At 66.0% G+C, this 25,964-nt stretch carries 25 protein-coding genes and 1 other RNA gene; 10 read left to right on the top strand and 16 right to left on the bottom strand.

What is annotated here, in order from left to right; all coding sequences use genetic code 11:
* Window positions 1–47: 47 nt before the first annotated feature.
* Both CDO81_RS26550 and rnpB read right to left on the bottom strand, forming a co-directional pair.
* A complete protein-coding gene (locus tag CDO81_RS26550; RefSeq protein ID WP_088486285.1) occupies window positions 48–1,598 on the bottom strand; it encodes a methyl-accepting chemotaxis protein in 1,551 nt (516 codons plus the stop codon).
* Window positions 1,599–1,788: 190 nt separating this feature from the next.
* Window positions 1,789–2,117: RNase P RNA component class A (gene rnpB / locus CDO81_RS26545), an RNA gene on the bottom strand.
* A gap of 41 nt (window positions 2,118–2,158) precedes the next feature.
* On the opposite strand from rnpB, the gene cysK reads away from it, so the two are divergent.
* Window positions 2,159–3,076: a cysteine synthase A gene (cysK, locus tag CDO81_RS26540; RefSeq protein WP_088486284.1), complete on the top strand. Its 918-nt coding sequence runs from the start codon at window positions 2,159–2,161 to the stop codon at window positions 3,074–3,076.
* A gap of 24 nt (window positions 3,077–3,100) precedes the next feature.
* On the opposite strand, the gene CDO81_RS26535 is transcribed toward cysK, so the two are convergent.
* From CDO81_RS26535 to pyrC, 5 genes are read right to left on the bottom strand one after another with little or no spacing between them, the layout of a single operon-like run.
* Window positions 3,101–4,129 (bottom strand): FHA domain-containing protein, encoded by a 1,029-nt coding sequence (locus CDO81_RS26535; RefSeq protein WP_144397422.1) that lies wholly within the window; start codon window positions 4,127–4,129, stop codon window positions 3,101–3,103.
* On the bottom strand, window positions 4,105–5,472 hold the full coding sequence (locus CDO81_RS26530; protein WP_088486282.1) for a S1 family peptidase: 1,368 nt from the start codon (window positions 5,470–5,472) through the stop codon (window positions 4,105–4,107). Before CDO81_RS26530 ends, CDO81_RS26535 begins: the two co-directional genes overlap by 25 nt.
* The gene (locus CDO81_RS26525; protein WP_088486281.1) at window positions 5,472–6,182 is read right to left on the bottom strand and encodes a DUF3025 domain-containing protein; all 711 of its coding nucleotides are present in this window, start codon (window positions 6,180–6,182) and stop codon (window positions 5,472–5,474) included. Before CDO81_RS26525 ends, CDO81_RS26530 begins: the two co-directional genes overlap by 1 nt.
* On the bottom strand, window positions 6,179–7,318 hold the full coding sequence (locus CDO81_RS27885) for an NYN domain-containing protein (RefSeq protein WP_144397421.1): 1,140 nt from the start codon (window positions 7,316–7,318) through the stop codon (window positions 6,179–6,181). The genes CDO81_RS26525 and CDO81_RS27885 overlap by 4 nt, the downstream gene beginning before the upstream one ends.
* The gene (gene pyrC, locus CDO81_RS26515; RefSeq protein WP_088486280.1) at window positions 7,315–8,349 is read right to left on the bottom strand and encodes a dihydroorotase; all 1,035 of its coding nucleotides are present in this window, start codon (window positions 8,347–8,349) and stop codon (window positions 7,315–7,317) included. The genes CDO81_RS27885 and pyrC overlap by 4 nt, the downstream gene beginning before the upstream one ends.
* 71 nt (window positions 8,350–8,420) lie before the next feature.
* Between pyrC and CDO81_RS26510 the strand changes: the two genes are divergently transcribed.
* From CDO81_RS26510 to CDO81_RS26495, 4 genes are read left to right on the top strand one after another with little or no spacing between them, the layout of a single operon-like run.
* Entirely contained in the window at window positions 8,421–9,545 is a 1,125-nt protein-coding gene (locus CDO81_RS26510; protein WP_088486279.1) for a hypothetical protein, read from the top strand.
* A complete protein-coding gene (locus CDO81_RS26505) occupies window positions 9,545–11,203 on the top strand; it encodes a vWA domain-containing protein (RefSeq protein ID WP_088486278.1) in 1,659 nt (552 codons plus the stop codon). Before CDO81_RS26510 ends, CDO81_RS26505 begins: the two co-directional genes overlap by 1 nt.
* Complete coding sequence (locus CDO81_RS26500) at window positions 11,200–11,853, top strand: hypothetical protein (protein WP_144397420.1); 654 nt, start codon at window positions 11,200–11,202, stop codon at window positions 11,851–11,853. The genes CDO81_RS26505 and CDO81_RS26500 overlap by 4 nt, the downstream gene beginning before the upstream one ends.
* Complete coding sequence (locus CDO81_RS26495; protein WP_241517178.1) at window positions 11,850–13,052, top strand: toxic anion resistance protein; 1,203 nt, start codon at window positions 11,850–11,852, stop codon at window positions 13,050–13,052. The genes CDO81_RS26500 and CDO81_RS26495 overlap by 4 nt, the downstream gene beginning before the upstream one ends.
* Before the next feature lie 24 nt (window positions 13,053–13,076).
* On the opposite strand, the gene CDO81_RS26490 is transcribed toward CDO81_RS26495, so the two are convergent.
* Window positions 13,077–13,997 (bottom strand): LysR substrate-binding domain-containing protein, encoded by a 921-nt coding sequence (locus CDO81_RS26490; RefSeq protein ID WP_088486276.1) that lies wholly within the window; start codon window positions 13,995–13,997, stop codon window positions 13,077–13,079.
* A 94-nt stretch (window positions 13,998–14,091) separates the two neighbouring features.
* Between CDO81_RS26490 and CDO81_RS26485 the strand changes: the two genes are divergently transcribed.
* The 4 genes from CDO81_RS26485 (at window position 14,092) to CDO81_RS26470 (ending at window position 17,309) form a co-directional block, all read left to right on the top strand.
* Window positions 14,092–14,859 (top strand): SDR family NAD(P)-dependent oxidoreductase, encoded by a 768-nt coding sequence (locus CDO81_RS26485; RefSeq protein ID WP_088486293.1) that lies wholly within the window; start codon window positions 14,092–14,094, stop codon window positions 14,857–14,859.
* Window positions 14,860–14,926: 67 nt separating this feature from the next.
* Window positions 14,927–15,811, top strand: coding sequence for a DUF4394 domain-containing protein (locus CDO81_RS26480; protein WP_088486275.1), 885 nt, complete (start codon window positions 14,927–14,929; stop codon window positions 15,809–15,811).
* A 266-nt stretch (window positions 15,812–16,077) separates the two neighbouring features.
* Window positions 16,078–16,626 carry an exosortase H gene (xrtH, locus tag CDO81_RS26475; RefSeq protein ID WP_088486274.1) on the top strand — a complete coding sequence of 183 codons (549 nt, stop codon included), beginning with the start codon at window positions 16,078–16,080 and terminating at the stop codon, window positions 16,624–16,626.
* Between the two features lie 77 nt (window positions 16,627–16,703).
* The gene (locus CDO81_RS26470) at window positions 16,704–17,309 is read left to right on the top strand and encodes a hypothetical protein (protein ID WP_088486273.1); all 606 of its coding nucleotides are present in this window, start codon (window positions 16,704–16,706) and stop codon (window positions 17,307–17,309) included.
* Between the two features lie 108 nt (window positions 17,310–17,417).
* Here the strand turns inward: CDO81_RS26470 and CDO81_RS26465 are convergent, their stop codons facing one another.
* The 5 genes from CDO81_RS26465 to CDO81_RS26445 all read right to left on the bottom strand — a co-directional run bounded on the left by CDO81_RS26465 (window position 17,418) and on the right by CDO81_RS26445 (window position 21,560).
* Window positions 17,418–18,152: an amino acid ABC transporter ATP-binding protein gene (locus tag CDO81_RS26465; RefSeq protein WP_088486272.1), complete on the bottom strand. Its 735-nt coding sequence runs from the start codon at window positions 18,150–18,152 to the stop codon at window positions 17,418–17,420.
* Window positions 18,153–18,162: 10 nt separating this feature from the next.
* On the bottom strand, window positions 18,163–18,828 hold the full coding sequence (locus CDO81_RS26460) for an amino acid ABC transporter permease (RefSeq protein ID WP_088486271.1): 666 nt from the start codon (window positions 18,826–18,828) through the stop codon (window positions 18,163–18,165).
* Window positions 18,825–19,565 (bottom strand): amino acid ABC transporter permease, encoded by a 741-nt coding sequence (locus CDO81_RS26455; RefSeq protein ID WP_088486270.1) that lies wholly within the window; start codon window positions 19,563–19,565, stop codon window positions 18,825–18,827. The genes CDO81_RS26460 and CDO81_RS26455 overlap by 4 nt, the downstream gene beginning before the upstream one ends.
* 81 nt (window positions 19,566–19,646) lie before the next feature.
* On the bottom strand, window positions 19,647–20,534 hold the full coding sequence (locus CDO81_RS26450) for an amino acid ABC transporter substrate-binding protein (RefSeq protein WP_088486269.1): 888 nt from the start codon (window positions 20,532–20,534) through the stop codon (window positions 19,647–19,649).
* 108 nt (window positions 20,535–20,642) lie between these two features.
* A complete protein-coding gene (locus CDO81_RS26445) occupies window positions 20,643–21,560 on the bottom strand; it encodes a LysR substrate-binding domain-containing protein (RefSeq protein ID WP_193466541.1) in 918 nt (305 codons plus the stop codon).
* A 197-nt stretch (window positions 21,561–21,757) separates the two neighbouring features.
* On the opposite strand from CDO81_RS26445, the gene CDO81_RS26440 reads away from it, so the two are divergent.
* On the top strand, window positions 21,758–22,417 hold the full coding sequence (locus tag CDO81_RS26440; RefSeq protein WP_144397419.1) for a hypothetical protein: 660 nt from the start codon (window positions 21,758–21,760) through the stop codon (window positions 22,415–22,417).
* Between the two features lie 583 nt (window positions 22,418–23,000).
* Here CDO81_RS26440 and CDO81_RS27880 read toward each other — a convergent pair.
* The 3 genes from CDO81_RS27880 to CDO81_RS28290 all read right to left on the bottom strand — a co-directional run.
* Window positions 23,001–23,903, bottom strand: coding sequence for a hypothetical protein (locus CDO81_RS27880; protein ID WP_144397418.1), 903 nt, complete (start codon window positions 23,901–23,903; stop codon window positions 23,001–23,003).
* The gene (locus tag CDO81_RS26435; protein ID WP_088486266.1) at window positions 23,900–24,619 is read right to left on the bottom strand and encodes a hypothetical protein; all 720 of its coding nucleotides are present in this window, start codon (window positions 24,617–24,619) and stop codon (window positions 23,900–23,902) included. The genes CDO81_RS27880 and CDO81_RS26435 overlap by 4 nt, the downstream gene beginning before the upstream one ends.
* A gap of 370 nt (window positions 24,620–24,989) precedes the next feature.
* Window positions 24,990–25,964 (bottom strand): hypothetical protein (locus CDO81_RS28290; protein ID WP_158218441.1); only part of this gene is annotated, 975 nt, incomplete at its 5' end.

Genomic DNA, 25,964 nt, shown 5'->3' with positions numbered 1-25,964 from the left:
ATCGACGCCGCCCCGGCCTTCCGAAAGTCAGCACCGGCGGTGGGCCGTCAACGGCCCGCGGTGCGGAACTGCGCCACCACCTCGCTGAGACCGGCGGCCTGCTGCTGCAGGCTCTCTGCCGCGGCGGCACTCTGCTCCACCAGCGCCGCGTTCTGCTGCGTGCCCTGGTCGATGGACGACACCGCCTGGTTCACCTGGGCGATGCCCGTGCTCTGCTCGTTGGCCGAGGCGTTGATCTCCGCCATGAGATCGGTCATGCGCCGGATCTGGCTGACGATCTGGGTCATGGTGGTGCCGGCTTCCGTCACCAGGCCGGCGCCCGAATCGACCCGCTCGACACTGGTCTGGATGAGCGTCTTGATCTCGCGCGCGGCCGTCGCGCTGCGCTGGGCCAGGGCTCGCACCTCACCGGCCACCACCGCAAACCCGCGCCCCTGCTCACCGGCCCGTGCGGCCTCGACTGCAGCGTTCAACGCGAGGATGTTGGTCTGGAAGGCGATGCCGTCGATGACCGTGATGATGTCGGCCACCTTGCGGCTGCTGTCGCTGATCTCGCCCATGGTCTGCACCACGCGCTGCACCACGTCGCCGCCCTGCTCGGCCACCTCCACTGCCGCCTGCGCCAGCTGACTCGCCTGGCGCGAACTCTCGGCCGTCTGCTGCACGGTGCTGGTCATCTGCTGCATCGAGGCCGCCGTCTCCTGCAGCGCACTGGCCTGATGCTCCGTGCGGCTGGACAGATCCTGGTTGCCAGACGCGATCTCCCGCGACGCGGTGGAGATGCTGTCGGCGGACTGGCGGATCTGCGCCACCATCTGCTGCAAGCCGGTGTTCATCTTCTGCAGGGCGGCCAGCAGCTGGCCGGTTTCATCGCCGCGGTCGACCACCACGTTGGAGCCGAGATCGCCAGCGGCCACGGCCTCGGCCACCGCGATGGCGCGCTGCAGCGGCCGTGACACCCCATTGCCCAGCCACCAGCCCATCCACAGTGCCGTCGCAACGGCGATCAGAGCCCCGGCGATCAGCAGGGCTCGCTCGGTATGGAAGTGCGCTTGTGACAGCGCGATGCGCTCGCTGGTGTTGGCCGATTCATGGTGAAGGTAGGCGTCCACGGCCTTGACCAGGGCTTCCAGGAGCGGCTTGCACTCGGTGTTGATCTTGCGCACGGCTTCGTCGCGCTGCCCTGATGACGCCAGCTGCACGATGGCCAACGCCACCGGACCGTATTGGCTTTCGATGCGGTCGATGTCGGCCACCAGCGCGCGATCCTTGTCGTCATCGTCCGAGCGGCGGGCCACCAGCTCCTTCAGCTCCTTGAGGGCCTTCTGCGTGGCGGCATGCTCGCGGCTGGCGGTCTCGCCCAGGGCCTGCAGCGCCTTGGCATCGTCACTGATGACCATGTCGCGTACCGCCAGCGCCCGCCGTGAAGCCGCTCCTTGCAGACCCGAAGCCAGCTCGATGTCTTTACCCACGCCACTGACATAAGCCACGAAGCGATCGTTGGCCCGCGACAGCGCCGCGATGGCCACGACCGACACGACCAGCACCACCACGGCCAGCAATCCAAACCCGGACTGCAGCTTGGTGCGCAACTTCAAGTCTTTCCAACCCACAGCACAACTCCTGTCTCAGCGGGCGCCGCCCACTTCTGGGCGCGCACGCAAGACCTCGCCTGTCGAGGTCTCATTTCTGACTGGACTGTCGTTGCTGCGGCGTACTCTGGGAAGGGGCTGGCGCGTGCCAGCCGTGACGCTTGCCGCGCTTGTGCCGTTTGCCGCTGCGTGAAAAGAGTGAAGCAAGCCGATAGGCCGGATTCTGTGCACCGGGGTTGCCCCCGGCGTGACCGCCATTCCTCTGGGCCGGACATCACTGCCCGGCTCGGTGCCACCTACCCGCCAGCTCTGCGAGCCGCATCAACGCTGGCCTACTTGGTGTTGCTGCGCGTAGAGATTGCCCGTTTCACCTTTGTCGGGCAGAGCCCGACAAAACTCGTCTCTGTTGCTCTGATCCTCGGCTTTCGCCGGGCAGCCGTTAGCTGCTACGCCGCTCTATGCAGTCCGGACCTTCCTCCAGGGCCATGTTTCCATGCTTGCCCCAGCGGCGGTCTGGCTTGCTTCACACTAGCGATTATCCCCGCACATTCGACAGGAGACCCTGCATGAAGGCACGCAACGTCCTCGACACCATCGGCAATACGCCCCACATCCGGCTGCAGCGCCTGTTCGGCGCGGCCGAGGTGTGGGTGAAGTCGGAGCGCAGCAACCCGGGCGGGTCGATCAAGGACCGCATCGCGTTGGCCATGATTGAAGACGCCGAGGCCCGCGGCCTGCTCAAGCCGGGTGGCACCATCATCGAACCGACTTCGGGCAACACCGGCGTGGGCCTGGCCATGGTGGCCGCGGTCAAGGGCTACAAGCTCATCCTGGTGATGCCCGACAGCATGAGCGTCGAGCGCCGCCGGCTGATGCTGGCCTATGGCGCGACCTTCGACCTGACGCCGCGCGAGAAGGGCATGAAGGGCGCCATTGCCCGGGCCCGCGAACTGGCCGAGCAGCACCCGGGCGCCTGGATTCCCCAGCAATTCGAGAACGGCGCCAACCCCGCCGTCCACGTCAAGACCACGGCCCAGGAGATCCTGCGCGACTTCCCCGAAGGCCTGGACGCCATCATCACGGGCGTGGGCACCGGCGGCCACATCACGGGCTGCGCGCAAGTGCTCAAGGCGGCCTGGCCGCAGCTCAAGGTGTTCGCGGTCGAACCCAGCGCCAGCCCGGTCATCAGCGGTGGCCAGCCCAGCCCGCACCCCATTCAGGGCATCGGCGCGGGCTTCATCCCCGCGGTGCTGGACACCGCACTGCTGGACGGCGTGATCCAGGTCGACGCCGAGGCGGCGCGCGAGTACGCCCGTCGCTGTGCCCGTGAAGAGGGGCTGCTGGTGGGCATCTCCAGCGGCGCGACACTGGCCGCGATCGCGCAGAAGCTGCCGGACCTGCCGGCAGGCAGCCGCGTGCTGGGCTTCAACTACGACACCGGCGAGCGTTATCTGTCGGTGGAAGGCTTCCTGCCTCAGGCCTGAGGCAGGGCCCCTCCACGCGGCGGCTTACTCGCCGCCGCCGTCATCGTCGCCGGCCCCCTCGTTGTCCTTGCGGGCCTGGCGGGCGAGTTCCGCTTTCAACGGCTGCAGCGATTCGATCAGCGTCTCCGGCGGCTTCGGTGTCGCCAGGCGCAGGGCCGGTGGCGGCAGCGTGGCGAGGTAGGGCGGCCCGAACACATACTGCTGCTCCTGGCGATTGCCCACCTGCAGGCCCAGCCACAGCAGCAGCAGTGCCGCAATGCCGCCGCCGAGGATGCGCCGTGCGCCCGGCCATACCAGCCGCGTATGCCAGATCACCAGCAACGCGCCCGCCACCGGGTTGCTGAGGGCCTCGACCACCATCAGCCGCGGCCAGGACAGCGCATAGGCGATGGTGGGCAACACCCACTCCAGCACCTGCAGTGCGACGACGACCACCAGCACCCGCCGCAGGTGCGCCGTGAACGGGAAGCGATGCTGGAACAACTGGCTTGCCAACGACCACAGCCCCGCCCAGCCAAGCACCAAGGCCAGCGGCCCGAGCAGCGGCGAGGCGTAGTCGACCCAGCGCGCATCGGGGTCGAGCGAACTCCAGCGGTCCGCCCACTGGATGAACAACATCACCAGCAGCAGCAGCGGCACCAGCGCCCAGTGCCGCACCTTGTCAACGACCAGCAGATGTTCTGCCGGCAGCGGGTCGGCGGCCGTGCGCAGCCGCAGCGCACAACCGGCCAGCTGGAAAGCACCACCCGCAGGCAGCGCGGCTTCATCACCGCCACTCAACCGCTGCTTGCCGACCTGGCCACCATTGCGGCTGGGCAGCAGCTTGAGCCTGACCGAGCCGTCGGGCTGCAGGTGCAGCTCGGCATGCTCGGCGGCGAGGTGGGCGTCGTCCAGCACGATGTCGCAGGCCGGCGAGCGGCCGATGCGCACCGGCCAGCGGGCCACCCGCTGCACGAGCGTGACGCGGCCATCGCGGCCCAGCAGCTCCACCACCGCGGCCGGCGGCATCAGGGGTTCGGCAGCCGGCATCACTTGGCTTTGCTGTTCGTCCACGCGAAGCCCTCCAGGTAATGCGCCGCCAGCTTGAGCGCGTTGTCAAAACTCACGCCCCGGGCATCGAACCGCCCCAGGGCGCCCTGCGTGGAGGCGTCCACCGTCGTGACCAGCACACTGAGGTCATGCAGGCCTTCGAGCTTGCGGTAGGCGCGCAGGCACACCACAGCCCGCAGCGGCAGGCCGTCGCGGTCGACGAACTGCTCCTTGCAGTAGGGCGCGGTGCGGGACTTGTCGGCAATGCCCAGGCGCTCATTGCGAAAGCTCCCGGAATACTGCCGCGCAAAGCGCAGCGCGCCCAGCTTGCTGCCGTCGTAGGCCTCGTGCGACATGTCCAGCCAGCCCGTCTGCAGGTTGCCGCTCACGAAGAGCGCGTGGTCCATGCGGCACTGCGAGCGCTCGAAGTCCAGGCCCTTGGTGTCAGCCGGGGTCCCGCGGCCCCAGCAACGCATGAAGTCCTGCTTGGGCACCGGCAGGCGGTAGCGGTCGTTGTTGGCGCTCTCCCAGGGCATGGCCAGGAAGCGCGTGACGAGCTCGTCCTGGTAGCGGGCCAGCTGGTCACGCAGCCGGCTCCAGGCGGCCGCGCGGATGGGCTTGGCACCGAGGCTGCGCTTGACGAGATCGGCCGCAAATTCGCCCGGCACCAGGAAGCTCACCTGCTGTGCGAACAACATGGTCGACACATTGACGCCCACCACGAAGCCGTCTTCGTCCAGCACCGGGCCGCCGCTCATGCCGGGGTTGATGCCGCCCGCGTAGTAGATGAGCGGATCGAAGCTGCGCTCCACCAACCCGTTGTAATTGCCCTCCACCACGGCGAAGGCAACGTCATGCGGATTGCCCATCGAGTAGATGCGCTCCCCCTTGGCCAGCGGCTGGCTCTGCGGCCGGAAGGCCAGCGCGCCACGGCCCTTGAGGCCGCCGCCCTTGCCGTCGTCCACCGCGCGCAGCAGCGCCAGGTCGCGGCGGGCATCGAAGTCGAGCAGCTCCAGCGCCCCGCTTTGCCCGTCGGTCGTGGCGTAGCGCAGGCGGAAGTTGTCAGGCTCGAGCGCGAACTGGCTGATGACGTGGTAGTTGGTCACCACATGGCCGTCGTCGCTGACGAGAAAGCCCGAGCCCACGGAGGCCTGGCTGTCCTGCGTCTTGAGCAGGGTGCGGATCTGCAGCAGCTGGGCTTTGCTGCGCTCGTACAGCCGCCGGGCGCTGGCCGACACGTTCGGCGGCTGCGCAGGCGTGGCCACAGGCGGGGCAGGCGGCGTGGCGGGCGGCGCCGTCTGTGCGGCAGCGAGGGCAGCCAGGCCCGCGAGAGCCAGGCCGAGCAGCGGCTTCAAACAGGACTTCATCAACAAGCGAAACCTCCCGTGGCGGGCGCCGATGCTAGCCGCTTTGGCCGGAAGACCCGGTCGTCTGCGTAGAAGCCCTCCTCCTCATTCGCGGGCCACCAACCCGGGATGCCCAGCACCGGCAGTGGCGGCAGCAAGCCCGGCGACAGGTCGGCCGGCAGTGCCGGGGCATCCAGGTCGTCCACGAACAGCACGCGGGCACACCAGGCCTTGCGGGGCTGCAGCAGTTTCTCCAGCAGCGCATGCCCCACGATGCGCATCTGCGCGCCCTGCCACGCCGTGCGGCCCCAGATGAACACAGCGGGCCAATCCTGCGCGCGCAATGCGGCCCGCAGGGGCGCCGGAGCCACCAGCAAGATGCCGCTCTCGTCCAGCAGCGTCAGCGCATCCCGCACAGGGCCACGGCGACCGGCAGGTGCGGGCGGCGCCGTCTGGTGGGCCTCGTTCAGGGCCCGCTTGAAAACCGGGTTGCGCAGCCAGACCAGGCCATTGAAGAGGTCGTGGGCGTTGTGCCGCGTGGGCACACGGCCGGTGCGGGCGACATAGGCCTCATAGCCTTCATCAGCGGGTTGCCGCGCGCCGTCCGGCTCGAAGCGCGGATGTGCCAGCGCCGCGTACACGGGCTGGCCGGCACGCAGCCGGGCCAGCACCGGCTCGCCCACACCCGCATAGGGCGCGAACCACGGCGCGGCCCAGTCGGGGTCGATCATCCGTGGCCGAAGCGCACCCGGTTGGGGTTCTTCTCGGGCGCCAGTTCGAAGGCCTGCGGATGCTTGCGGAACAGCTTGGTCGACGGCGCCGTCTTGGGAAGCAGGCCCGCCTCCTTCAACACCTTGGCAGCCGCGCCCAGCTCATGCCATTGACCATCGGCCAGCTTGGGCAACAAGGCCAGGATGGCATTGATTTCCTTGGCGGCGGCAACCTGCGGGCTCTCGGCGGCTGCAGGCGCTTTTTGAGCCGCGGGCGCCTTCGCGGTGGGCTTGGACGCCGGCTTGGATTCCGCCTTGGCCTCTGACTTGCCGGCCGGCTGGCGCGCGGGGGTCGCCACGGCGACCTGGGCGGTCTCCTCGGCAGCCACAGCCACAGGCGCCGCGGTCTTGCGCGCGGTCTTGCCAGCGGCCTTGCCGGCCGCCTTGCCAGCGGGCTTCGCCCCCTTGGCAGGCGCGGGCGTGGCGACCGCCTCGGCCACGGCCGGCGCATCCAACACCGGCATCGGCGCAACGGCCGCGTCCAGCACGTCCGCCTCCGGCGGCTGCGGCAGCGCCGCCACCGCCTCGGCGCGTGGCGGGCGCTGTGGCGCGGGGCTGCGCGGCGCCTCCGCCTGCGGGCGACCACCCGCACCGCGGCCACCGCCGCGCCGGCTGCCCCGCCCGCCCCCCGCCGGCTTGGCCGGTGCCGCTTCCCGGCCGCGGCCGGCACCGTGGGCGAGTTCATTGAACTGGTCGTAGATCTGGATCACGCCGTCGCCCGTCTTGCCGTACTGGCCGAAGCCGCGCAGCCAGGCGCCCTTCTCGCGCAGGCGCAGCACCAGCGGGGCAAAGTCGCTGTCCGACGACACCAGCACGATGACGTCGGGCTTCTCGCTGATGGCCAGCTCCATCGCATCGACGGCCAGCGCGATGTCGGTCGAGTTCTTGCCGATGGCCAGGTTCACGATGGCGCGCAGGCCCAGGCGCTTGAGGAAGTGCTGCTCGCGCAGCGCCTGCTCCGCGTTGCAGTAGGCGCGGCGGATATGGGCGGCGCCGTAGTCCTTGAACACCGCGTTGAGTGCCTGTTCGATCACGTCGGTCGCGACGTTGTCGAAGTCGACCAGGAAGGCGACTTTCTTGGAGCTCACGGGATTCATGCAATCAGTTTCCAGTTCAGGGTCTCGCCGCCACGCAGGGGCTTGAGCTGCGCCTCGCCGAAGGGCACGGCCGTGGGCAGGGTCCAGGGCTCGCGCTTGAGCGTGACGGTGCCGGTGTTGCGCGGCAGGCCGTAGAAGTCGGGGCCGTGATGGCCGGCGAAGGCATCGAGCTTGTCGAGCGCGCCGATGGCTTCAAACGCCTCGGCATACAGCTCCAGCGCCGAGATGGCCGTGAAGCAACCCGCGCCGCAGACCGAGTTTTCCTTGAGCTGGGCCGCGTGGGGGGCGCTGTCGGTGCCCAGGAAGAACTTGGGGCTTCCAGAGCCCGCGGCCTTCAGCAGCGCCAGGCGGTGCTCCTCGCGTTTGAGCACGGGCAGGCAGTAGTAATGCGGGCGCAGGCCGCCGGTGAAGATGGCGTTGCGGTTGTAGAGCAGGTGCTGCGGCGTGATGGTGGCGGCCGTGAAGCGGTCGGCTTCGGTCACGTACTGCGCGGCTTCCTTGGTGGTGATGTGCTCGAACACCACCTTCAGCTCGGGCATGGCCGCGCGCAGCGGCGTCATGACGCGGTCCACGAACACGGCTTCGCGGTCGAAGATGTCGATCTCGGGGTCGGTCACCTCGCCATGCACCAGGAAGAGCAGGCCCTCGCGCTGCATGGCCTCCAGCGTCTTGTAGGTCTTGCGGAGGTCGGTCACGCCGGCATCGCTGTTGGTCGTGGCGCCCGCCGGGTAGAGCTTGAGCGCGACGACACCCGCGTCCCGCGCGCGCTTGATCTCGTCGGGCGAGGTGTTGTCGGTGAGGTACATCGTCATCAGCGGCTGGAAGCTCAGGCCTTCCGGCAGGGCCGCCAGGATGCGCTCACGGTAGGCCACGGCCTGCGCGGCGGTGGTGACCGGCGGGCGCAGGTTGGGCATGACGATGGCACGGGCGAACTGGCGTGCGGTGTAGGGCAGCACGCTCTTGAGCGCGGCCTCGTCACGCAGGTGCAAGTGCCAGTCGTCAGGTCGGGTGAGGGTAAGGATGTCACTCATGGGGTGTGATTGTCGTCGCCGGAAGGATGCACACTCCGCACCTGAAACAAAAGGAGACTGCGCCCCCCATCATGAGCAATGCGAAACGCCTGGTCGGCACCCTGGTCCTGCTGGCGCTGTTCGGCGGCGCCCTCTTCTTCGCCCTGCGCAGCAACGAGGCCACCCGCCAGATTGCGCAGGAACAGGTGGCCATTGCCAGCGCCGAGCCGCTGAAGGGCCTGATCGCCGTCGACGTGGAGGCCTTCTTCAAGGACGACCGCGTGACGCAGGTGCTGGTGCAGTCCAAGCTGCCGGTGCACGTGGCCCGGGTGGGCAGCCGCGACATGGCGGCCAGGATCGGCACGGCTGACCAACCCGACTTCTTCATCGCCAGCGGCGTGGTGGCCGCCAACATGATTGCCGATGCCGCCCGCAAGGCCGGCAAGGCGGCCACGCAGACTTCCCCCTTCCATACCCCGCTGGTGGTGGCCTCGTGGGAGCCGATTGCCAAGATGCTGGCGGCCAACGGCATGGCCAAGCCGATGGCGCCCAAGGTCTACGGCCTGGACATGGAAAAGCTCACCCAGGCCATGCTCGCCAAGCAACGCTGGCGCGACCTGAAGGCCAGCGGCGACTACGCGGTCTCTCGAAGCGTCTTGGTCAGCACCACCGACATCCGCCGCAGCAACTCCGCGGCCATGTATCTTGCCCTGACCTCGGCTGCCGTGAACGGCGACGTCGTGGCCGACCGCGCCACGGCGCAGAAGCTCGCGGGTCAACTCGCGGAGTTGTTCAAGCGCCAGGGCTTCCAGGAGAACTACGTCAACGGCGCCTTCGACGACTACCTCGCCATCGGCATGGGCAAGACACCGCTGACCTTCATCTACGAGGCGCAAATGGTGGCCCAGGCCCTGAAGGGCGGCGTGCGGCCCGAGATGGTGCTGATGTACCCCCAGCCCACCATCGTCAACAAATGGGTGCTGGTGGCGCTGAACGAACGCGGCAAGCGCCTCGCGGAGCTATTGGCCGCCAACAAGACACTGCAGGCCGTGGCGCTGGAGCAGGGCTTCCGCACGGGTGACACCGACGCCTTTGCCGCCTCCGCGCAGAAGGCGGGCCTCGCGGTGGACGTGAACCTCCAGCAGGTCATCGACCCGCCGGGCTTCGACCTCATGTTTGAAATGATCGACATCGTCAGCCGGGAGATGAACCAGTGATGCGCCGTGCCTTGCTCGTGATCAGCCTCGCGCTGCTGGCCGCCTGCGGCAAGCGCACCGAACCTGCGACCGAGGCCCCACCGCCAGCGGCCGCGCCCGCTGGGCCGGCCCTGCAGGTGCTGGCTACGAGCGACCTGAAGGACATCGAGCCGCTGGCCGGCCAGATCAAGGCCGCGACCGGCGTGGACGTGCAGTTCCGCTTCGGCGGCACGATGGAGAGCACGCAGGAGGTGCTCAGCGGCGACAGCGCCGGCAAGCCTGCACCGGATGTCGCCTGGTTTGCCAACGCCAAGTACCTGCTGAGCGACGCGGCCGGCCAGCGCAAGGTCAAGCTGCAGGAAAAGATCATGCTGTCGCCCATGGCGGTGGGCGTGAGCCGTAGCGACGCCGAGAAGAACGGCTGGACCAAGCCCGATGCACGCCTCACCTGGGCCGACATCACCCGCGCCGCCAAGGCCGGCAAGCTGCAATACGCGCTGTCCAACCCGGCGACCAGCAACCAGGGCTTCATGGCCCTGCTGGGCGTGGTGGCGGCGGCCGGCGGCAAGGGGGAGGCGCTCACGGCCGCCGACGTGGACCGCGGCGCGATTGCCGATTTCCTGAAGGGCTACAAGATCGTCGGCGACAACTCTACGTACCTGGCCGAGCAGTTCATCAAGGGCCAGGGCACGCGGGCGAATGCCTTCATCAACTACGAGAGCTGGCTGCTGAGCCTGAACGCCAGCGGCAAGCTGCGCGAGCCGCTGCACCTGATCTACCCGTTCGAGGGCGTGTCCACCGCCGACTACCCCTTCATGCTGCTGAACGACGCCCGCCGCGCCGACTACCAGAAGGTGGTGGACTACCTGAAGAGCGACCCCGCCCAGCTATGGCTGGCCCGCCAGACGCTGCGCAGGCCCATCAAGCCCGAGGTGGCCGCGCAGGTGGCCGACATTTTGCCCGCGCGCGGCATGCAGGTGGAGCTGCCCTTCTCGCCCGACCGCCAGCTGGCCGATGGCCTCATCGACGCCTACCTGAACGAGTTCCGCCGCCCGATCGCGAGCACCTTCGTGCTCGACACCAGTGGCAGCATGCAGGGCAAGCGCCGTGAACAACTGGTGGAGGCCATCCACTACCTGGCCGGCGCCGATGCCAGCCTCACCGGCCGCGTGGCCAAGCTGACCAACCGCGAGCGGCTGTGGTTCCTGCCCTTCAGCGACCGGGTCGGCGAGCCGGTGCGATTCGAGATTCCGGCCGGCAGCCGCGTGGTCAAGGGTGTCGCGCCGCAGGTCGACACTGACGCCAAGCTCGCCGAGCTCAAGCGGGTGCGCGACACCGCCGATGAGCTGCGCATGAGCGGTGGCACGGCGATGTACGACGCGGTGCTGACCGGCCTGCAGAACATGCTGGAAGAGCGCAAGCGCAACCCCGACTATCAATACTCGGTGGTGGCCTTCACCGATGGCAAGAGCAACATGGGCCGGCGCCTGGACGACTTCAAGCGCGCCTATGAGCAGTTGCCGGAAGACGTGCGCGGCATCCCGGTCTTCATGGTGCTGTTCGGCGAGGCCGATGCGGCTGACCTGAAAGCGCTGGTGGAGATCACCGGCGGCAAGGTGTTCGATGCGCGCAAGACGCCGTTGTACGCGGTGTTCAAGGACATCCGGGCCTATCAATGAATGGACTCCTTCGTTGGTTGAACGCACCGGCGAACTGGTGCGGCCTGCTCGCCGCCACCGGTGTGCTGGTGCTCAAGGCCCTGGGGCTTCTGGGTACGCTGGGCCTGGGCGTGGCTGCACTCGGTTATGGCGCCGGCCTCGCGGCGGGGGCGCTCTGGTGGGGCTGGCCCAGCACGAAGGAAGATGCCTGGGAGGCCCTCAAGTTCGAGGACGAAGGCGACGCCCGCGAGGCCATGGGCCGAGCGCTGAGCGGCGTGCGGCGGCTGACCGAGCACAACCCCGGCAACCGCATCCCCGCGCCGCTGGCCCAGCGCATCCAGCGTTTGTGCGAGCGGCTCGAAGGCCTGCTCGACCAATGGGAGCGCAGCCGCGGCCAGCTCAGCCTGCAGGAGACCTTCCATGCCCGGCACATCGCCATCAGCTACCTGCCGCAGGCCCTCAACACCTACCTGAGCATCCCGCCGCAGTTCGCCACCACCAAGCTGCTGGCCAACGGCAAGACGGCCCAGACCACCTTCGAAGGCGTGCTGGCCGAGCTGGAGACCAAGGTCGAGCAGCTCGGCGACGATCTCGCCTCGCAGGACGCCCAGGCCTTCCTGCGCCACAGTGAATTCCTGACCCAGAAATTCGGCCCCAAGGACATCGCATGAACACGACGACCACGACGACCGCTGCCCCCACCTTCCAGCTGACCCCGCCCGAAGTCATCACGCCGGTGCAGCCTGTGCAGGCCGTTGAGGCCGTGCCGCTGAAGGCCGAGATCGCCGACAAGGTGGACGAGCAGGTCACGCGCTTCATCGAGGCGCTCGAAAAAGAAGACCTGCACAGCGAGCCCTTCAAGGCCAAGCTCGACAGCGCCTTCCAGCTCGGCCGCCAGGAGATCAGCGTGGCGGCCAGCCTCATGCAGGGCAGCCTGATGCAGCGCAACTTCGTGGGCGCAACCGACACGCCGGCCTACAAGGCCATTGCCGCGATCCGCGGCCAGCTTGACGAGCTCAATCCCGGCAAGGACGGCGACCTGCTGCAGCCGCGCAAGCTGCTGGGGCTCATCCCGTTCGGCAACAAGCTGGAGGCCTATTTCCGGCGCTTCCAGTCGGCCAGCTCGCAGCTGCAGACGGCCATGACGCAGCTCTACGCCGCCAAGGACGACATCCAGCGCGACGTGGTGGACATCGAAGCCACCCGCGCCAAGCTGTGGGACGCGATGCAGAAGCTCGCTGGCGCCGCCCGCTTCGCCCGCGTGCTCGACGAACGCCTGGCCACCCGCGTGCAGCAGTTGCAGGCGACCGACCCGATGAAGGCCAAAGCCCTGGAGCAGGAGGTGCTGTTCTACGCTCGCCAAAACCTGGCCGACATCCAGACCCAGCAGGCCGTCTGCGTGAACGGCTACCTGGCGCTGGACGTGCTCAAGAAGACCGGCCGCGAAATGATGGTGGGCTGCGACCGCGTGGCCACCACCGGCATGAGCGCCCTCGCCGTGGCCCAGACGGTGGCCCGCGCCACCGGCAACCAGATCGAGGTCATGCAGATGCTGCAGGGCGTCAACAAGACGATTGGCGACCTGATCAACCAGACCGGCACGGCGCTGAACCAGCACGTGGACGCGACCGCCGAGTTCTCGTCCAACCCCATGCTGGGCATCCAGCAGATCCAGTCGATGTTCGACCAGACCTTCCAGGCCATGGACGCGATGGACAACTTCCGCAGCAAGGCCATCGAGACCATGGGCGCGAACAACAAGCTCATCCAGGAACAGCTCGCGCGCTCCGAGAGCTACCTCGACCGGGTGCGCCAGCAGCAGGCCAAGGCGGCTGTGGCGGGCGCGATCGACGGGCCGGTCAAGCTCTGAGCGGCGCGCGCGGCCGCGCCGCCGTCAGGTCGGGTCCAAGCGGTCGCCCAGCCGACCGGCCAGCCAGTCCATGAACACCCGGACCCGCCGCGGCGTGTGGCGGCGCTGGCTCATCACCAGCCGCACCGGCAACGGGGCCGGCTCGTAGCCGGCGAGCACTGGCCGCAGACGCCCCTCGGCCAGGGCCTGGCGGACGCCCTGCACCGGAAATTGCGCGATGCCCGCGCCCGCCAGGGTGGCGGCTTGGTAGGCGTCGGTGTTGTTGACCGTGACACGCGACGGCAGGGTCAGCGCGTGCTCCTTGCCCGCCGCGTCCACCCACTCGAAACGTGCCCGGCGATCCGCCCACGTTTGGCTGTAGTGCACGAGTTCGTGCCCCTGGGCCAGCAGGTCGTCAGGTGTCAGCGGCGTGCCGCGGGCGGCCAGGTAGGCCGGGCTGGCGACGTTGACCATGCGCATCTGCCCCAGCGGCCGGGCCACCAACAACGGGTCGTGGACCGCGCCCACGCGAAGCACGCAATCAAAGCCCTCCTCCACGAGGTCCACGCGCCGGTCGGTGCAGCTCAGCTCCACGTTCAGCCCGGGATGCTGCGCGAGGAAGGCCGGCAGACCGGGCAACACCACGTCCAGCGCGAGCCGCACCGGCAGATCCACGCGCAGCCGGCCCTTGAGCTGCTGATCCTGCTGGAACAGGGCTTCGATGTCGCTGGCGTCCGCCAGCAGTGCCCGGGCCCGCTCGGCCAGCAATTCGCCATCGGCCGTGAGGCTCACCCGGCGCGTGGTGCGCAGGAAGAGCCGGGTACCGAGCCGGGATTCCAGATCCCGCACCACCTGGCTGACTCGCCCCTTGGGCAGGCCCAACTCATCTGCCGCTCGGCTGAAGTGCGCGAGTTCCGCCACCTGCAAGAAGACGCGCAGCGCACCCAGCTCAAGATTGGAATCCATTCAGATCACAGTCAGTTCAATTCGCCGCAATTTATCTCATTCAAGGCAAACAATAAATTTCGCTCCGTCCCTTCATCAGCCCTTGGAGCACACCATGTCCTCAACTCACCCCACCCCCATCACGCTGATCACCGGCGGCAGCCGCGGACTGGGCGCCGCGATGGCGCTGGCCCTGGCGCACGATGGCCATGACCTCGTCATCACCTACCGCGAGGCCGCGGAAGCTGCAGAGGCGGTGGTCCGCCAGATCCAGGCCCTGGGTCGACGCGCGCTGGCCCTGCCGCTGGACGTGGCCCAGGCCGACAGCTTCCCGCACTTCACCGAGCAGCTCACCCAAGGCCTCGCCGCCTGGGGAGCCTCGCAGCTGCATGGCCTCATCAACAATGCCGGCACCGGGGTGCATGCCGCGTTCGCTGATACCCGGCCGGAAGACTTCGACAGCCTGGTGGCCGTCCACCTCAAGGGCCCCTTCTTCCTGACCCAGGCCGTGCTGCCCCTGCTGGCCGACGGCGCGCGGGTGCTGAACATCTCCAGCGGCCTGGCCCGCTTCACCGTGGCGGGCTATGCCGCCTACGCGGCCATGAAGGGCGGCATCGAGGTACTGACGCGCTACCAGGCCAAGGAGCTGGCGGCGCGGGGCATCCGCGTCAATACGCTGGCGCCCGGCGCGATCGCGACGGACTTCGGCGGCGGCGCGGTGCGTGACAACGCCGAGCTCAACCGCTTCCTGGCCTCGGTGACGGCGCTGGGCCGCGTCGGTGAGGCGGACGACATCGGCGGTGCCGCTGCCGCCTTGATGCGCCCGGGTGCGGGCTGGATCACCGGCCAGCGCGTGGAAGCCTCGGGCGGCATGTTCCTGTGACTTCTGCCGCAGGGGTTTTGGCGCCAGGCAACGTAGAACCCCGGGTGCGCCTCAACCCGGAGTTTTCATGGCCTCTCGTTTCGCTCTTGCCGCCCCCGCGGCCTTGCTGACCGCCCTCGCCTTGGCCGGCTGCGCCACCACACCCAACGAAACCGTGGGCCCGCCGGCCAAGGAATTCATCGATGCGGTCAGCACCGGCAACCAGCTGGTACGTTTCAATGCCGGCCAGCCGCAGAAGCTGCTGTCGTCCCGGCCGCTGACCGGCCTGGCGGCGGGCGACACGCTGATCGGCGTGGACTACCGCGTCGCCAAGGGTCAGTTGTTCGGCCTGGGTACGAGCGGCCAGCTCTACCGTATCGACACCCGCACGGCCGCGGCCAGTCCGGTCGGTGCACCCAATGCATTGCCGCGCGAGGGCGCGACCGAGTGGGGCTTTGATTTCAACCCCACGGTGGACCGCATCCGCGTGGTCAACGATGCCGGATTCAACCTGCGCCTGCACCCGGACACCGGCGCCATCGTCGACGGCGACCCCAATCAACCCGGTGTCCAGTTCGACGGGCGCCTGGCCTACGACCCGGCTGATGCCAATGCCGGCAAGGCGCCCGGCATCGTCGCCGCGGGCTACACCTACAACAAGGACAACGACAAGATCACCACCAACTACGCGCTGGACGGGCGCCTGGGCCTGCTGGTGCACCAGGGCAGCAAGGAAGGCGCGCAACCGGTGGTGTCACCGAACACCGGCCGGCTGTACACCGTGGGATCGCTGGGCATCGGCAGCTTCCAGCGTGCGACGCTGGACATTTCGGATGTCTCCAACACCGCCTACTCGGCGGTGACGACAGGCCAGAAGTCGGTCTGGTACCGCATCGACCTCGCCACTGGCCGAGCCACGCGCATCGGCACCGTGGCTGGGGAAGCCCTGGTCGGCGCGGCCATCGAGCCCTGACGAGCGTTTGCGTGCAAAGGCATGCCATTCAATCGATGCATCGGCTCGTACGCTGGTGCGCACCTGACCCTGCAAATGAGCCGCCGTTGACTAGCGCAGGCATGACGGCGTGACACGCTAGGGATCCGCGCCGCGGCGGCCGCGCCGAGAATCGTCGAACCCGGGCCGTGATCCAGCGGCCCAAGGTTTGGCAATCCGGCGGGCCGGCGGCCAAGGCGCTTCACTCAGCAGACTCACACGTCACTTGCCACTCTCGACTGCCCGACATGTCACGTGCACGTTCCCCGTCCGCCGGTGACTCGCTGCTGGCGCAGCGCCCCATGCTGAGGTTTTTCCTCGTGTTCGGGCTGTTCACCGTCGTCGCTTTCGGCATCGAAGTCCTGCCCTGGGTGGATTCCCAGGTCATTAACCCGATGCTGCGAGGAATCACCGAAGCCGCCGCAATATCCATTCGGCTGTTCGGGGGCCAGGCAGAAAGCGTCCATAACATCCTGAGCCACCCCGGGAGCCTGTTTGCCATCCGTGTGAGCAATGGCTGCAGTGGTATCGAGGCGGTCATCCTGTTGTGGGCCGCCATGGCGGCATACCCGACCCACTGGCGTTACAAGATGATTGGCTTCGGCGTTGGGCTGGTCGCCATCATGGTCGTGAACCTGGCGCGCATCGTCAGCCTTTTTTATATCGGCCAACTGGCACCGCATTGGTTCGACTGGGCGCACCTTTATGCCTGGGAAGTGCTGATTCTTCTGGACGGCGTGCTGATCTATTTCGGCTGGCTGCGCTTCATGCCCCCGCCGCACCGGGCCGCGCCGTGAAGCTGGGTATCGGCTCACGGCCTTTCGGAAATTGGTTTCGAGGCACGCGCCGGCCCCGCCAATGGCTGTTCCGGCTCATGGCAACCTTGCTGCCGCTCTCGGCCCTCTGGCTGGCCGGTGCTGATCAATACGCGCTCGAGGCGCTACGACGGCTGGCCAATTTGTCACTACCGGACGTCGTGTTCTGGCCGCTGCGCGAAATCGCGTCCGTCCCCGATGGCATGTGGATCCTGAGAACCTGGTGGACCATCGTCGGAACGGACGAACACCCGCTGGTGCGCATGCACCCCACCATGTTGGGTTATGTGCTGCGAGGCTTGCCCATGACGGTGGCACTGGTGATCGCGACATCGGGGCTGCGGCCGAGGCGACTGCTGGCGGCAATCGCGCTGTACGCGCTACTGGCGCTGCTGGCCTGCATGGCGGTCATCGCCGCCCATTTCGCCGTGGTCCTGAATCACCAGGTCAGCCTCACCGACGGCGCGCTGCGCCCTCCGCCGTACCGGGTCAGCGCAACGCCGCTGTCGGACGCCGAATTCTTCCTGACCTGCTACGCGTACTACTTCAGCCGCCTCATCCTGCCGCTGTTCGGAACCTTGGCGATCTGGGTCGCCCTGAGCCGCAAGGAACTGGTCTGGCTTTTGGCGCCGCGCAATCGACGCCGGCAACAGCAACGGGCCTGAAACCAGGCCGCCCTCTGCCTGCCGATCAGCCCCTCATCCGGGGACGACAACGCCATGCGCCCCGGCGAGCCACAACGCCAGCCCAGGCATCCGCCTCTCCGACGTCGCTCAGTGCTGCAGGATCTTGGCCAGGAAGTCCTTGGCCCGCGGCGAGCGGTCTTCAGGCTTGCCGAAGAAGTCGGCGCTGGAGCAGTCTTCGACGATTTTGCCCGCGTCCATGAAGATGACGCGATTGCTGACGCGCTTGGCGAAGCCCATCTCGTGCGTCACGCACATCATGGTCATGCCTTCCTGGGCCAGTTGCACCATGACGTCGAGCACTTCGCCGACCATCTCCGGATCCAGCGCCGAGGTGGGTTCGTCGAACAGCATGACGATGGGGTCCATCGACAACGCGCGGGCAATGGCCACGCGCTGCTGCTGGCCGCCGGAGAGCTGGCCGGGGAACTTGTCCTTGTGGGCGGACAGGCCCACGCGGTCGAGCATCTTCAGGCCACGCGCCTTGGCGTCGTCCTGCGAGCGGCCCAGCACCTTGACCTGGGCGATGGTCAGGTTCTCGGTAACCGACAGATGCGGGAACAGCTCGAAGTGCTGGAACACCATGCCCACGCGCGAACGCAGCTTGGGCAGATTGGTCTTGGGGTCGGCAATGGAAATGCCGTCCACCACGATGTCACCCTTCTGGAAGGGCTCCAGCGCATTGACGGTCTTGATCAGCGTCGACTTGCCCGAGCCCGACGGGCCGCAGACGACAACCACCTCGCCCTTCTTGATGGACGTCGTGCAATCGGTCAGCACCTGGAAGCTGCCGTACCACTTGGAAACGTTCTTGATGTCGATCATGGGGAAATCCTCAGCGGATGATCTGGATCTTGGCTTGCAGGCGCCGCACCATCATGGACAGGCTGAAGCAGATGACGAAGTAGACGACGGCCGCGACCAGATAGGTCTCGACCGGGCGGTTGAAGTTCTTGCCGGCGACCTCGAAGCCCTTGAGCAGGTCGTAGGCGCCGATGGCATAGACCAGCGAGGTGTCCTGGAACAGGATGATGGTCTGCGTCAGCAGCACCGGCAGCATGTTGCGGAAGGCCTGCGGCAGCACGACCAGCTGCATGGTCTGGCTGTAGGTCATGCCGACCGCATAGCCCGCGTAGACCTGCCCGCGCGGCACGCTCTGGATGCCAGCCCGCATGATCTCGGAGTAGTAGGCAGCCTCGAACAGCGTGAACGTGATGATGGCGGACATCTCCGCGCCGAGTGGCTTGCCGATCAACAAGGGGATCAGCAGGAAGAACCACAGGATCACCACCACCAGCGGGATGGAGCGCAGCGTGTTCACATAGAACGCCGCCGGCCACACCAGCCAGGGCTTGGACGACAGTCGCATCAGCGCCAGCAGCGTCCCCAGCACGATGCCGCCGATCATCGCGATCAGCGTGAGCTGGATCGAGAAGAAGAAGCCCTTGGCGACGAAGCTGGAGACGACGCCCCAGTCCAGGAAACTGAAGTCGAGATTCATCGGCCACCTCCGATCATGCCGGGCACGCGCAGGCGGTTCTCGATGACCAGCGCGATGCGGTTGATGGCAAAGGCCGAGATGAAGTAGCAGCCCGTGATGGCAAGGATCATCTCGAGGTTGCGCGAGGTTTCTTCACCCGCCTGCAGATAGAACATCGTCAGCTCGGAGATGCTGACCGCGAACGCCACCGAGGAGTTCTTGATGATGTTCATGCTCTCGCTGGTGAGCGGCGGGATGACGATGCGAAACGCCATCGGCAGCAGCACGAAGCGGTAGGTTTGCGGCAACGTGAAGCCCATGGCGAGGCCCGCATAGCGCTGACCCTTGGGCAGGCTCTGGATGCCGGCCTTCACCTGCTCGGCAATCCGCGCCGACGTGAAGCAGCCGAGCGCAAACACGACGAGCACGAAGCTCGGCACCGCGCGCAGGCTCAAGAAGAGCGAAGGCAGCACGTGGTACCAGAGGAAGATCTGCACCAGCAGCGGGATGTTGCGAAACAACTCCGTCCAGGCATTGCCGATGAACACGAGCGTCTTGCTCGGCGTCGTGCGCAAGATGCCCATCAGCGACCCCACCGCCAGCGCCAGCACCAGCGCCAGCAGCGCCACGCTCAGCGTCCAGCCCCAGGCCGAAAACATCCACTGCAAATAGGTGATGTCGCCGTTGCTGCCGAAACAGCTGGCAATGACCTCACCATCCAGGGTGTTCTTGCAGAACACCTGCCAGTCCCAACTCATGGACCTCTCCTCAAGCCTCTTCCCTAAAGCAAAGCGGGTGCCATGCACCCGCTTTGCGGTCTTTCAGCAGACGTCAGACCATCACTTCTTGTTGTAGTCTTCCATCGGCTTGTCGTTGGGGTTGGCCCAGGCGTCCTTGGTGGCGGCAGACACCGGCAGGCCGATCTTGGTGTTGGTCGGCGGGATGGGCTGCATGAACCACTTGTCGTAGAGCTTGGCCAGCTCGCCCGACTTCATCATGCCCTTGATGCTGTCGTCCACGGCCTTCTTGAAGGCGGGATCGTCCTTGCGCATCATGATGGCAATGGGCTCGACGCTCAGCACCTCACCTACGATCTTGAAGTCGGCCGGGTTCTTGGACGTGGCGATGTTCTTGGCCAGGATAGAGCCGTCCATCACGAAGGCGTCGGCACGGCCGGAGTCCAGCAGCAGGAAGCTGTCGGCGTGGTCCTTGCCGAAGACTTCCTTGAAGTCCACGCCCGTGGCGCGCTCATGCTTGCGCAGCGTCTGCACCGAGGTCGTGCCGGTGGTGGTGGCCACCGTCTTGCCGTTGAGCTGGTTGATGGAGGTGATGCCGGAGTTGGCCTTCACGGCGATGCGCACTTCCTCGACGTAGGTCGTCACGGCGAACGCGACGTCCTTCTGGCGGGCGGCGTTGTTGGTGGTGGAGCCGCACTCCAGGTCGACCGTGCCATTGACCGTCAAGGGGATGCGGTTGGCCGAGGTGACCGGCTGGTACTTGACCTCGATCTTGCCGCCCAGCTGCTTGCGCAGGTCGGCAATGACGTGCTCGCAGACATCGATGTGATAGCCGACGTACTTGCCATCGCCGATGGTGTAGGACAGGCCGGACGACTCGCGCACACCCATGGTGATGGCGCCGCTGTCCTTGATCTTCTTCAGCGTGTCTTGCGCATGCACGGCGGTGGTGCCGGCAATCAGGGCGGCGACGAGCAGAACTTTCTTCATGAAGACTCCAACAACAAAAGGGATGGTTCTATAACAAATGCGAGCAGACCACGCGGCCGAGCGCCCCCAAATACGGGTTTACGCGATCCATGCGCATGCGCGATGACTTCATGCGTTTGACGTCAGGTAGTCCCACAAAGCCAAGGAGGCAGGCTTCTGGCGGCGCGAAAGCTCCGGGCGCTCGCGGTAGATGCGCAGCTCCATGCTGACGCTGAACTGCCCAGGCGCCGCGGCGGGCACCAGGCGCCCACTGGCCAGTTCCTTCTGTACTGAGCTGGCCGGCAGGAAGGCAAAACCGTGGCCTTCCAGGGCCATGGCTTTCAGGCCCTCGGCCATGTCGGTCTCGTAAATCGCGTCGAGGTTGAGTGCGCAGTCGGCCTCTTTCACGATCAACTCGACCAATCGCCCGAGGTAGGCGCCAGCGGCGTAGCTCAGGAAGGGAATCTTCTGGCCTTGACGGCCGGGCAGGCGGAACATCGGCTCCCCTTGCGGGTCGGCCTTGGCATAGGGCGCCAGCGTCTCGTGGCCGAGCGAAGCCATCTGGTAGCGCTCGGGGTCAAGCTGAAGCGGCTGGCTGGCATGGTGGTAGACCAGCAGCAGGTCGCAGTTGCCTTCGCTCAGCTGCAGCATCGCGTCATGCACGTTGGCGGCGTTGAGCCGGCACTTGATGGCGCCAAAACCTCGTCGCAACCCCATGAGCCAGTGTGGAAAGAACGAGAACGCGAGCGAATGCGGCACGGCGAACTCGATCATGTCCTGGTCCGAGGCCTGGTGGCTGCGCAGCATGTTGCGGGTGGCCTGCAGGTTGCCGAGCAACTCCACCGCCTGGGCCAGCAGCGTGGCGCCAGCCGCCGTCAACCGGGTGGGGTAGGAGGAGCGGTCGACGAGATCGACCCCGGCCCAGGCCTCCAGCGCCTGGATGCGGCGCGAGAACGCCGGCTGCGTCACATGGCGGAGCTGCGCCGAGCGGGAAAAGCTGCGCGTCTCGGCGAGGCTGACGAAGTCTTCAAGCCATTTGGTTTCCACCCGCGGCAGTGTAGCGAGGCCCCCCCGGCCGCTGCCGGGCTACCCAGGACCCGGGGTTTCCCGCCCTTGAGTTGCGGCATGACGGCCGCTCACCCCCCGCAACTGGAGGGGCCGCCTGCGCCCGCAATTTGAAAGGCTTGTTTACATTTCCCGCCAGAACGCCAACTCGAACACATAGATCGGAACAAGCCATGCGCATGCTCAGCAAACTTGTGGCAGTCGCCCTCGCCGCGTCCCTGCAGCCGGTCATGGCCGGCACCCTGGTGCTGGATTTTGAAGACCTCACCACGACCAAGCTCCTGTCCGGCACCTACAACGGGGTGGACATCAGCGGTTCGGCCTGGAGCGCCCGCTCGAACAACGGCAACTGCGGCGGCACCATCAGCTTCGAGCGCGGTGAAACCTGCACAGCGCTGCTGATTGCCAACGATCCGGGCAAGCCGGACGTGGCGGGTGAGAAGTCGGTGACGCTGGGCCTGACCGGTGGCTTCGTGGATGCGGTGTCCTTCGCCTACTCGGGCAAGACCAACGAGAAGCTGCTGTCGGTGACGATCTTCGACGCGCAAGGCGGCACGCTCGCCAGCCTGGTGGGCCTGGAAGGTTCGGAGTGCGCCTCCGGCTTCGTCTACTGCAACTGGTCCGATGCCGATGGCCCGGCCACCACGCTGTCCTTCAAGGGCGTCGCCAGCTACATCACCTTCACGGCCGCCAAGGACAACACCGTCCTGCTGGACAGCCTGAATTTCACGCTTGCCACCGGCACTCCGCCCCAAGCCCTGCCCGAGCCGGGCAGCGTGGCCCTGGCCTTCGGCGCGCTCGGCGCCCTGGGCTGGACCCGCCGTCGCACGGCACGCTGAGCGCCTTCAGCCCTGAACGAACGACCGCTGCGGCGGTCGTTTTTGTTTGTGCGGCCACGGGGTCAAAAACGTGGGGCGATTGTTGATCGTCAGCTATCGCTGAACCGGGCTTCCCAGGCAAACATCGCAATCCGTCAAGCAACGTTGAAGCGAGCCGTCGCCAAAGTTTGAACTTTTCGGGGTTGGCGCCACCAAACTTTGAACCACTGATCGACGCTTCGGAAGCCAGCGGGGAGAACGGGGACGGCACACCATGTAAGCCCTTGACTTGACTGCGGACTTCTGCTGGCTACAATGACTGCATAGGCACCGCTCAGGTGCTCCTAGCCCCATGTGCGCTTACCTCGTTCCTTTGGAAATGGGCGATGCGCTTTACGAGTAGCTGAAAGTGTTCCGCTGTTGCGACCTTCGGCTTGGTGTAACGACTAGACGGTGATGGGACAGGCTTTGCAAGGCCCCCCCCGTGGAACTTACGCCATTAGGCATGTGTGAGCAGAAATTTCTGCTTCGAGGCTCTAAGCAACACTTGATTGATCGCCCGTTTGATCGGGATGAAACGGCCCACTCTGTGGGCCGTTTTCATTTACGGTCGTGTGAAATCGTTGGGCGCGATATTGAAATTTTTCGGCGCTTGCCTGGCGACGCGATCATCGCTATGGCAATTGCACAGATTGGCATGCGTGGGCTTGGTATCGCCCCGGGCGCAATCGTAGTGAAAAGTCTTGATATACGGCGTCCCGAGCCGGCGCCGGGAGGCGATATAGCAAATCTTGTTATGGTCTGAATTTTCGGACTCGGTGTGGAATCCATGCAGAAGATGTCCTGGCGGCTTAAATTCAAGGCCGCTTTCGTCGACAAAGTATGACTTGTCCTTCGCGTAGCCGTCGGAGGTTTTCTGAGGTGGATGATTCTGACGGAAGCGGTTGCTGAGATCCTTTAGCGTGTCAGGCTTTTTCTTAGAAGTCGCCAGTTCTACTTGAAGGGTGGCCAGCGCACCTCTAAGGTGACCCGAGCGGAAGTTGCGGACCGGCAACAACCAAGGTGTGCGCTGTGCTTGCTCCTTGACCTCTCGAGCGAGGGCCGTGATGGCCGCGCGAACCTCGGTGGCCTGAGCGTTGAGTAATCTGACCAGCGCGTTTTTGGACTGACTGAGCTGGACTTTCCCGTAGCCAATCAACCCATCCCAGTCGACGGGGCAGGTATAGATGGAAGGAAATAGAGGGTTTGTCAGAGCATCATCGTTGGCACCCGGCACGTACAAAACAGCATATGCCGATGGGTCGTCGGAGGCATCCTCCTTCGCGGTGCGATCTCGGAAGATCTCGATTGCCCTAGATGCAATCTCCGGGCGGTAAGGCGCTCCCCACGGGCCGATCGTCGGAAGCAATTCGACTTCCGTGCTTGTTCCGCCGATATATTCTCGCTCTTTGCGGACTGCATCGAAGATCTCCGCCGGAATGCCCGCGCAGAGGAAGAAAAATCTCATTTGACGATTGAATCACGCAGTTTTGCAACAATATCAAGCGGCATTTGAACCCTCTTCTTTTCAGAATCGTTCAACTGGGAAAGCAGCAGGTCGAGCAACGAGCGTGAACCATGCTCCTCGGCTTTGGTCTGGGTCGACACGGCTTCGACGGCAAGCCCTTGGGTCTCCCGCCAGAAGGCGATGTTGGCCAAAGTCTTCCTCAACAGCTCCACGTCGTCGCCATCGCCCGACACGATCAACTCTGACGGCACCAGGGTTGCGCCCTGAGGCACCTCCACGCCAGCATCGATGTCACTGAACCTCGGCTTCGGGGTCAGGTATATGACTCGCTTCTTGCCAGGAGCGAGGTCCTTTGAGAAGGCCAGGCGTACCGCACCAGTAACGCCGGACGCAGCCGCCGCCTTGCGTGACGGCGCGGCCTTGGGGAAATACTTGATCCCATCTTGGGGTGGGACGCCGGCGGACCTGGGAAGCGCCAGCCGAACGATGTTGTCGTCACCGGAGGTGTACAGCTCGATTTCCTCACCCAACTCGTCGCGGATGAAGTGGGACAGCGATCGCCCCTTTAGCTCTAGATTGGCCAACTCCGGAGGCTGGCGGCGCACCTCATCGCCGAGACGAGCCAGCAACACGCCCTCATTGCGATGGTCCCAGGCTTCGTTTGTCATCCGGAGGATCAGGTCCTTGATCGATTCCGGAGCCGGTGCGTTTTCCATGTGCGCGAGCTTTCGATAGTTTCAATGGCGGATCTAGGCGCCAGGGGGCCACGAGCAGATTGAAGCTCGATACCGCGGCGCTTATGTCAAGTCCTTGGGGCACTCTACACGGCGTAGCAGGGGCAAGGGTGACCGAGGCGACCAAGAAGCTCACGTCAGCTAGCCCACGATGCATTTCGGCAGGTTTGAGGTCACCGACGTCAAACGTCTGAAGGTCTTGGGACGCGGCGACGCTCGGCGAGTGGTAATCGGCGCGATGCTGGCCGTGCGCTCCGAGGAGTAGTTGCTCATGCTGAGCTGCGTTGGACAAACCGTCCCTACGGTTTATCAGGCGCGTCCTCCGTACAGCGTAGTGACCGTCACGATGTCGCTATCGCTCAGCAACGCCACCGTTCTCACGGAACGTGACCTTGAGGACGTTGTTCTGGAACGCGCCGTTGGTCATCGGCAGCAGGCGCAGGGGTCCAAGCTGCGGTGCTAGCACGCCCGAACTGACGATGACGGAGCTGGCACCGTCTGGGGTGCAAGCTGCAGCGTCTGAGACTTGGCAGATGAGCAAGTAGGAGGGCACCGGGCTTCGATAGACCAAGCCCTCTGCCTTCTTGTCCTTCAAGGCCTGAGGCTCGCAATCCATGGATTGCGGTGAGCACTTGGATTGCACGGGAGCCGGCGTGGCTGGAGCCAGCACGCCAATAAGCGCCGTCGCCTCGTTGAGCTGGCTTGCGGTGAAGCCGGTTGGCCCTTGATCAGTGAAAGCCAAGAGTGCGCCAAGCTTTTTCTTGCTCTCCGAATTCGGGGCGGCGTTGAGGGCAGTGTCAGCGACGTTGCGAGGCCAGGTCAGCTCCTCACTGGCCGATACTCTGTCGGTCAGAGCATCCAGCGACTCCTGGGCAGCGGTCACAGCCTTGGAAAAGTCGCGGACCTTGCCATTCCACTCTTCGAGGCGCTTCTTGGCGTCCTTCGTCATTGCGTTCTGGCCGGCCAGCCGCTCCAGTCTTCCGACCTCATCGTTGGCTTCGGTCAGGCGCTTTGTTTTGGCCTTCAGGTCTGCGGTCGCTGACTTGATGTCGGCCAGCAACTGCACTGTGGCGTCGTAGCACTTGTAGGTGCGTGTGCCAGGCGCCGCCTGTGCCTGTTGGAGCGTGATCGGCACGCCGGTGCTCAGGCTCACCAAGCCGATGCCTGTCTTCACCACGTCGCCGATGATGCCGGCGCTCTGGTCTTGAGCTTCGGCATTGAGGCTCTTGATCGGTAAGCGCTCAGCGAAGTCATGTTGACGGCCGCGTTTAGGGGACGCGCAGATCGCTAACGAGGTGAGCGTGTCCCGGGAAGCGCAGGAAGACGG

The organism is Roseateles puraquae (assembly GCF_002205845.1).
Taxonomy (GTDB): Bacteria; Pseudomonadota; Gammaproteobacteria; order Burkholderiales; family Burkholderiaceae_C; genus Pelomonas; species Pelomonas puraquae.
The sequence above is the reverse complement of the archived record's forward strand: the minus strand, read 5'-3'. Positions and strand labels throughout refer to the sequence as shown.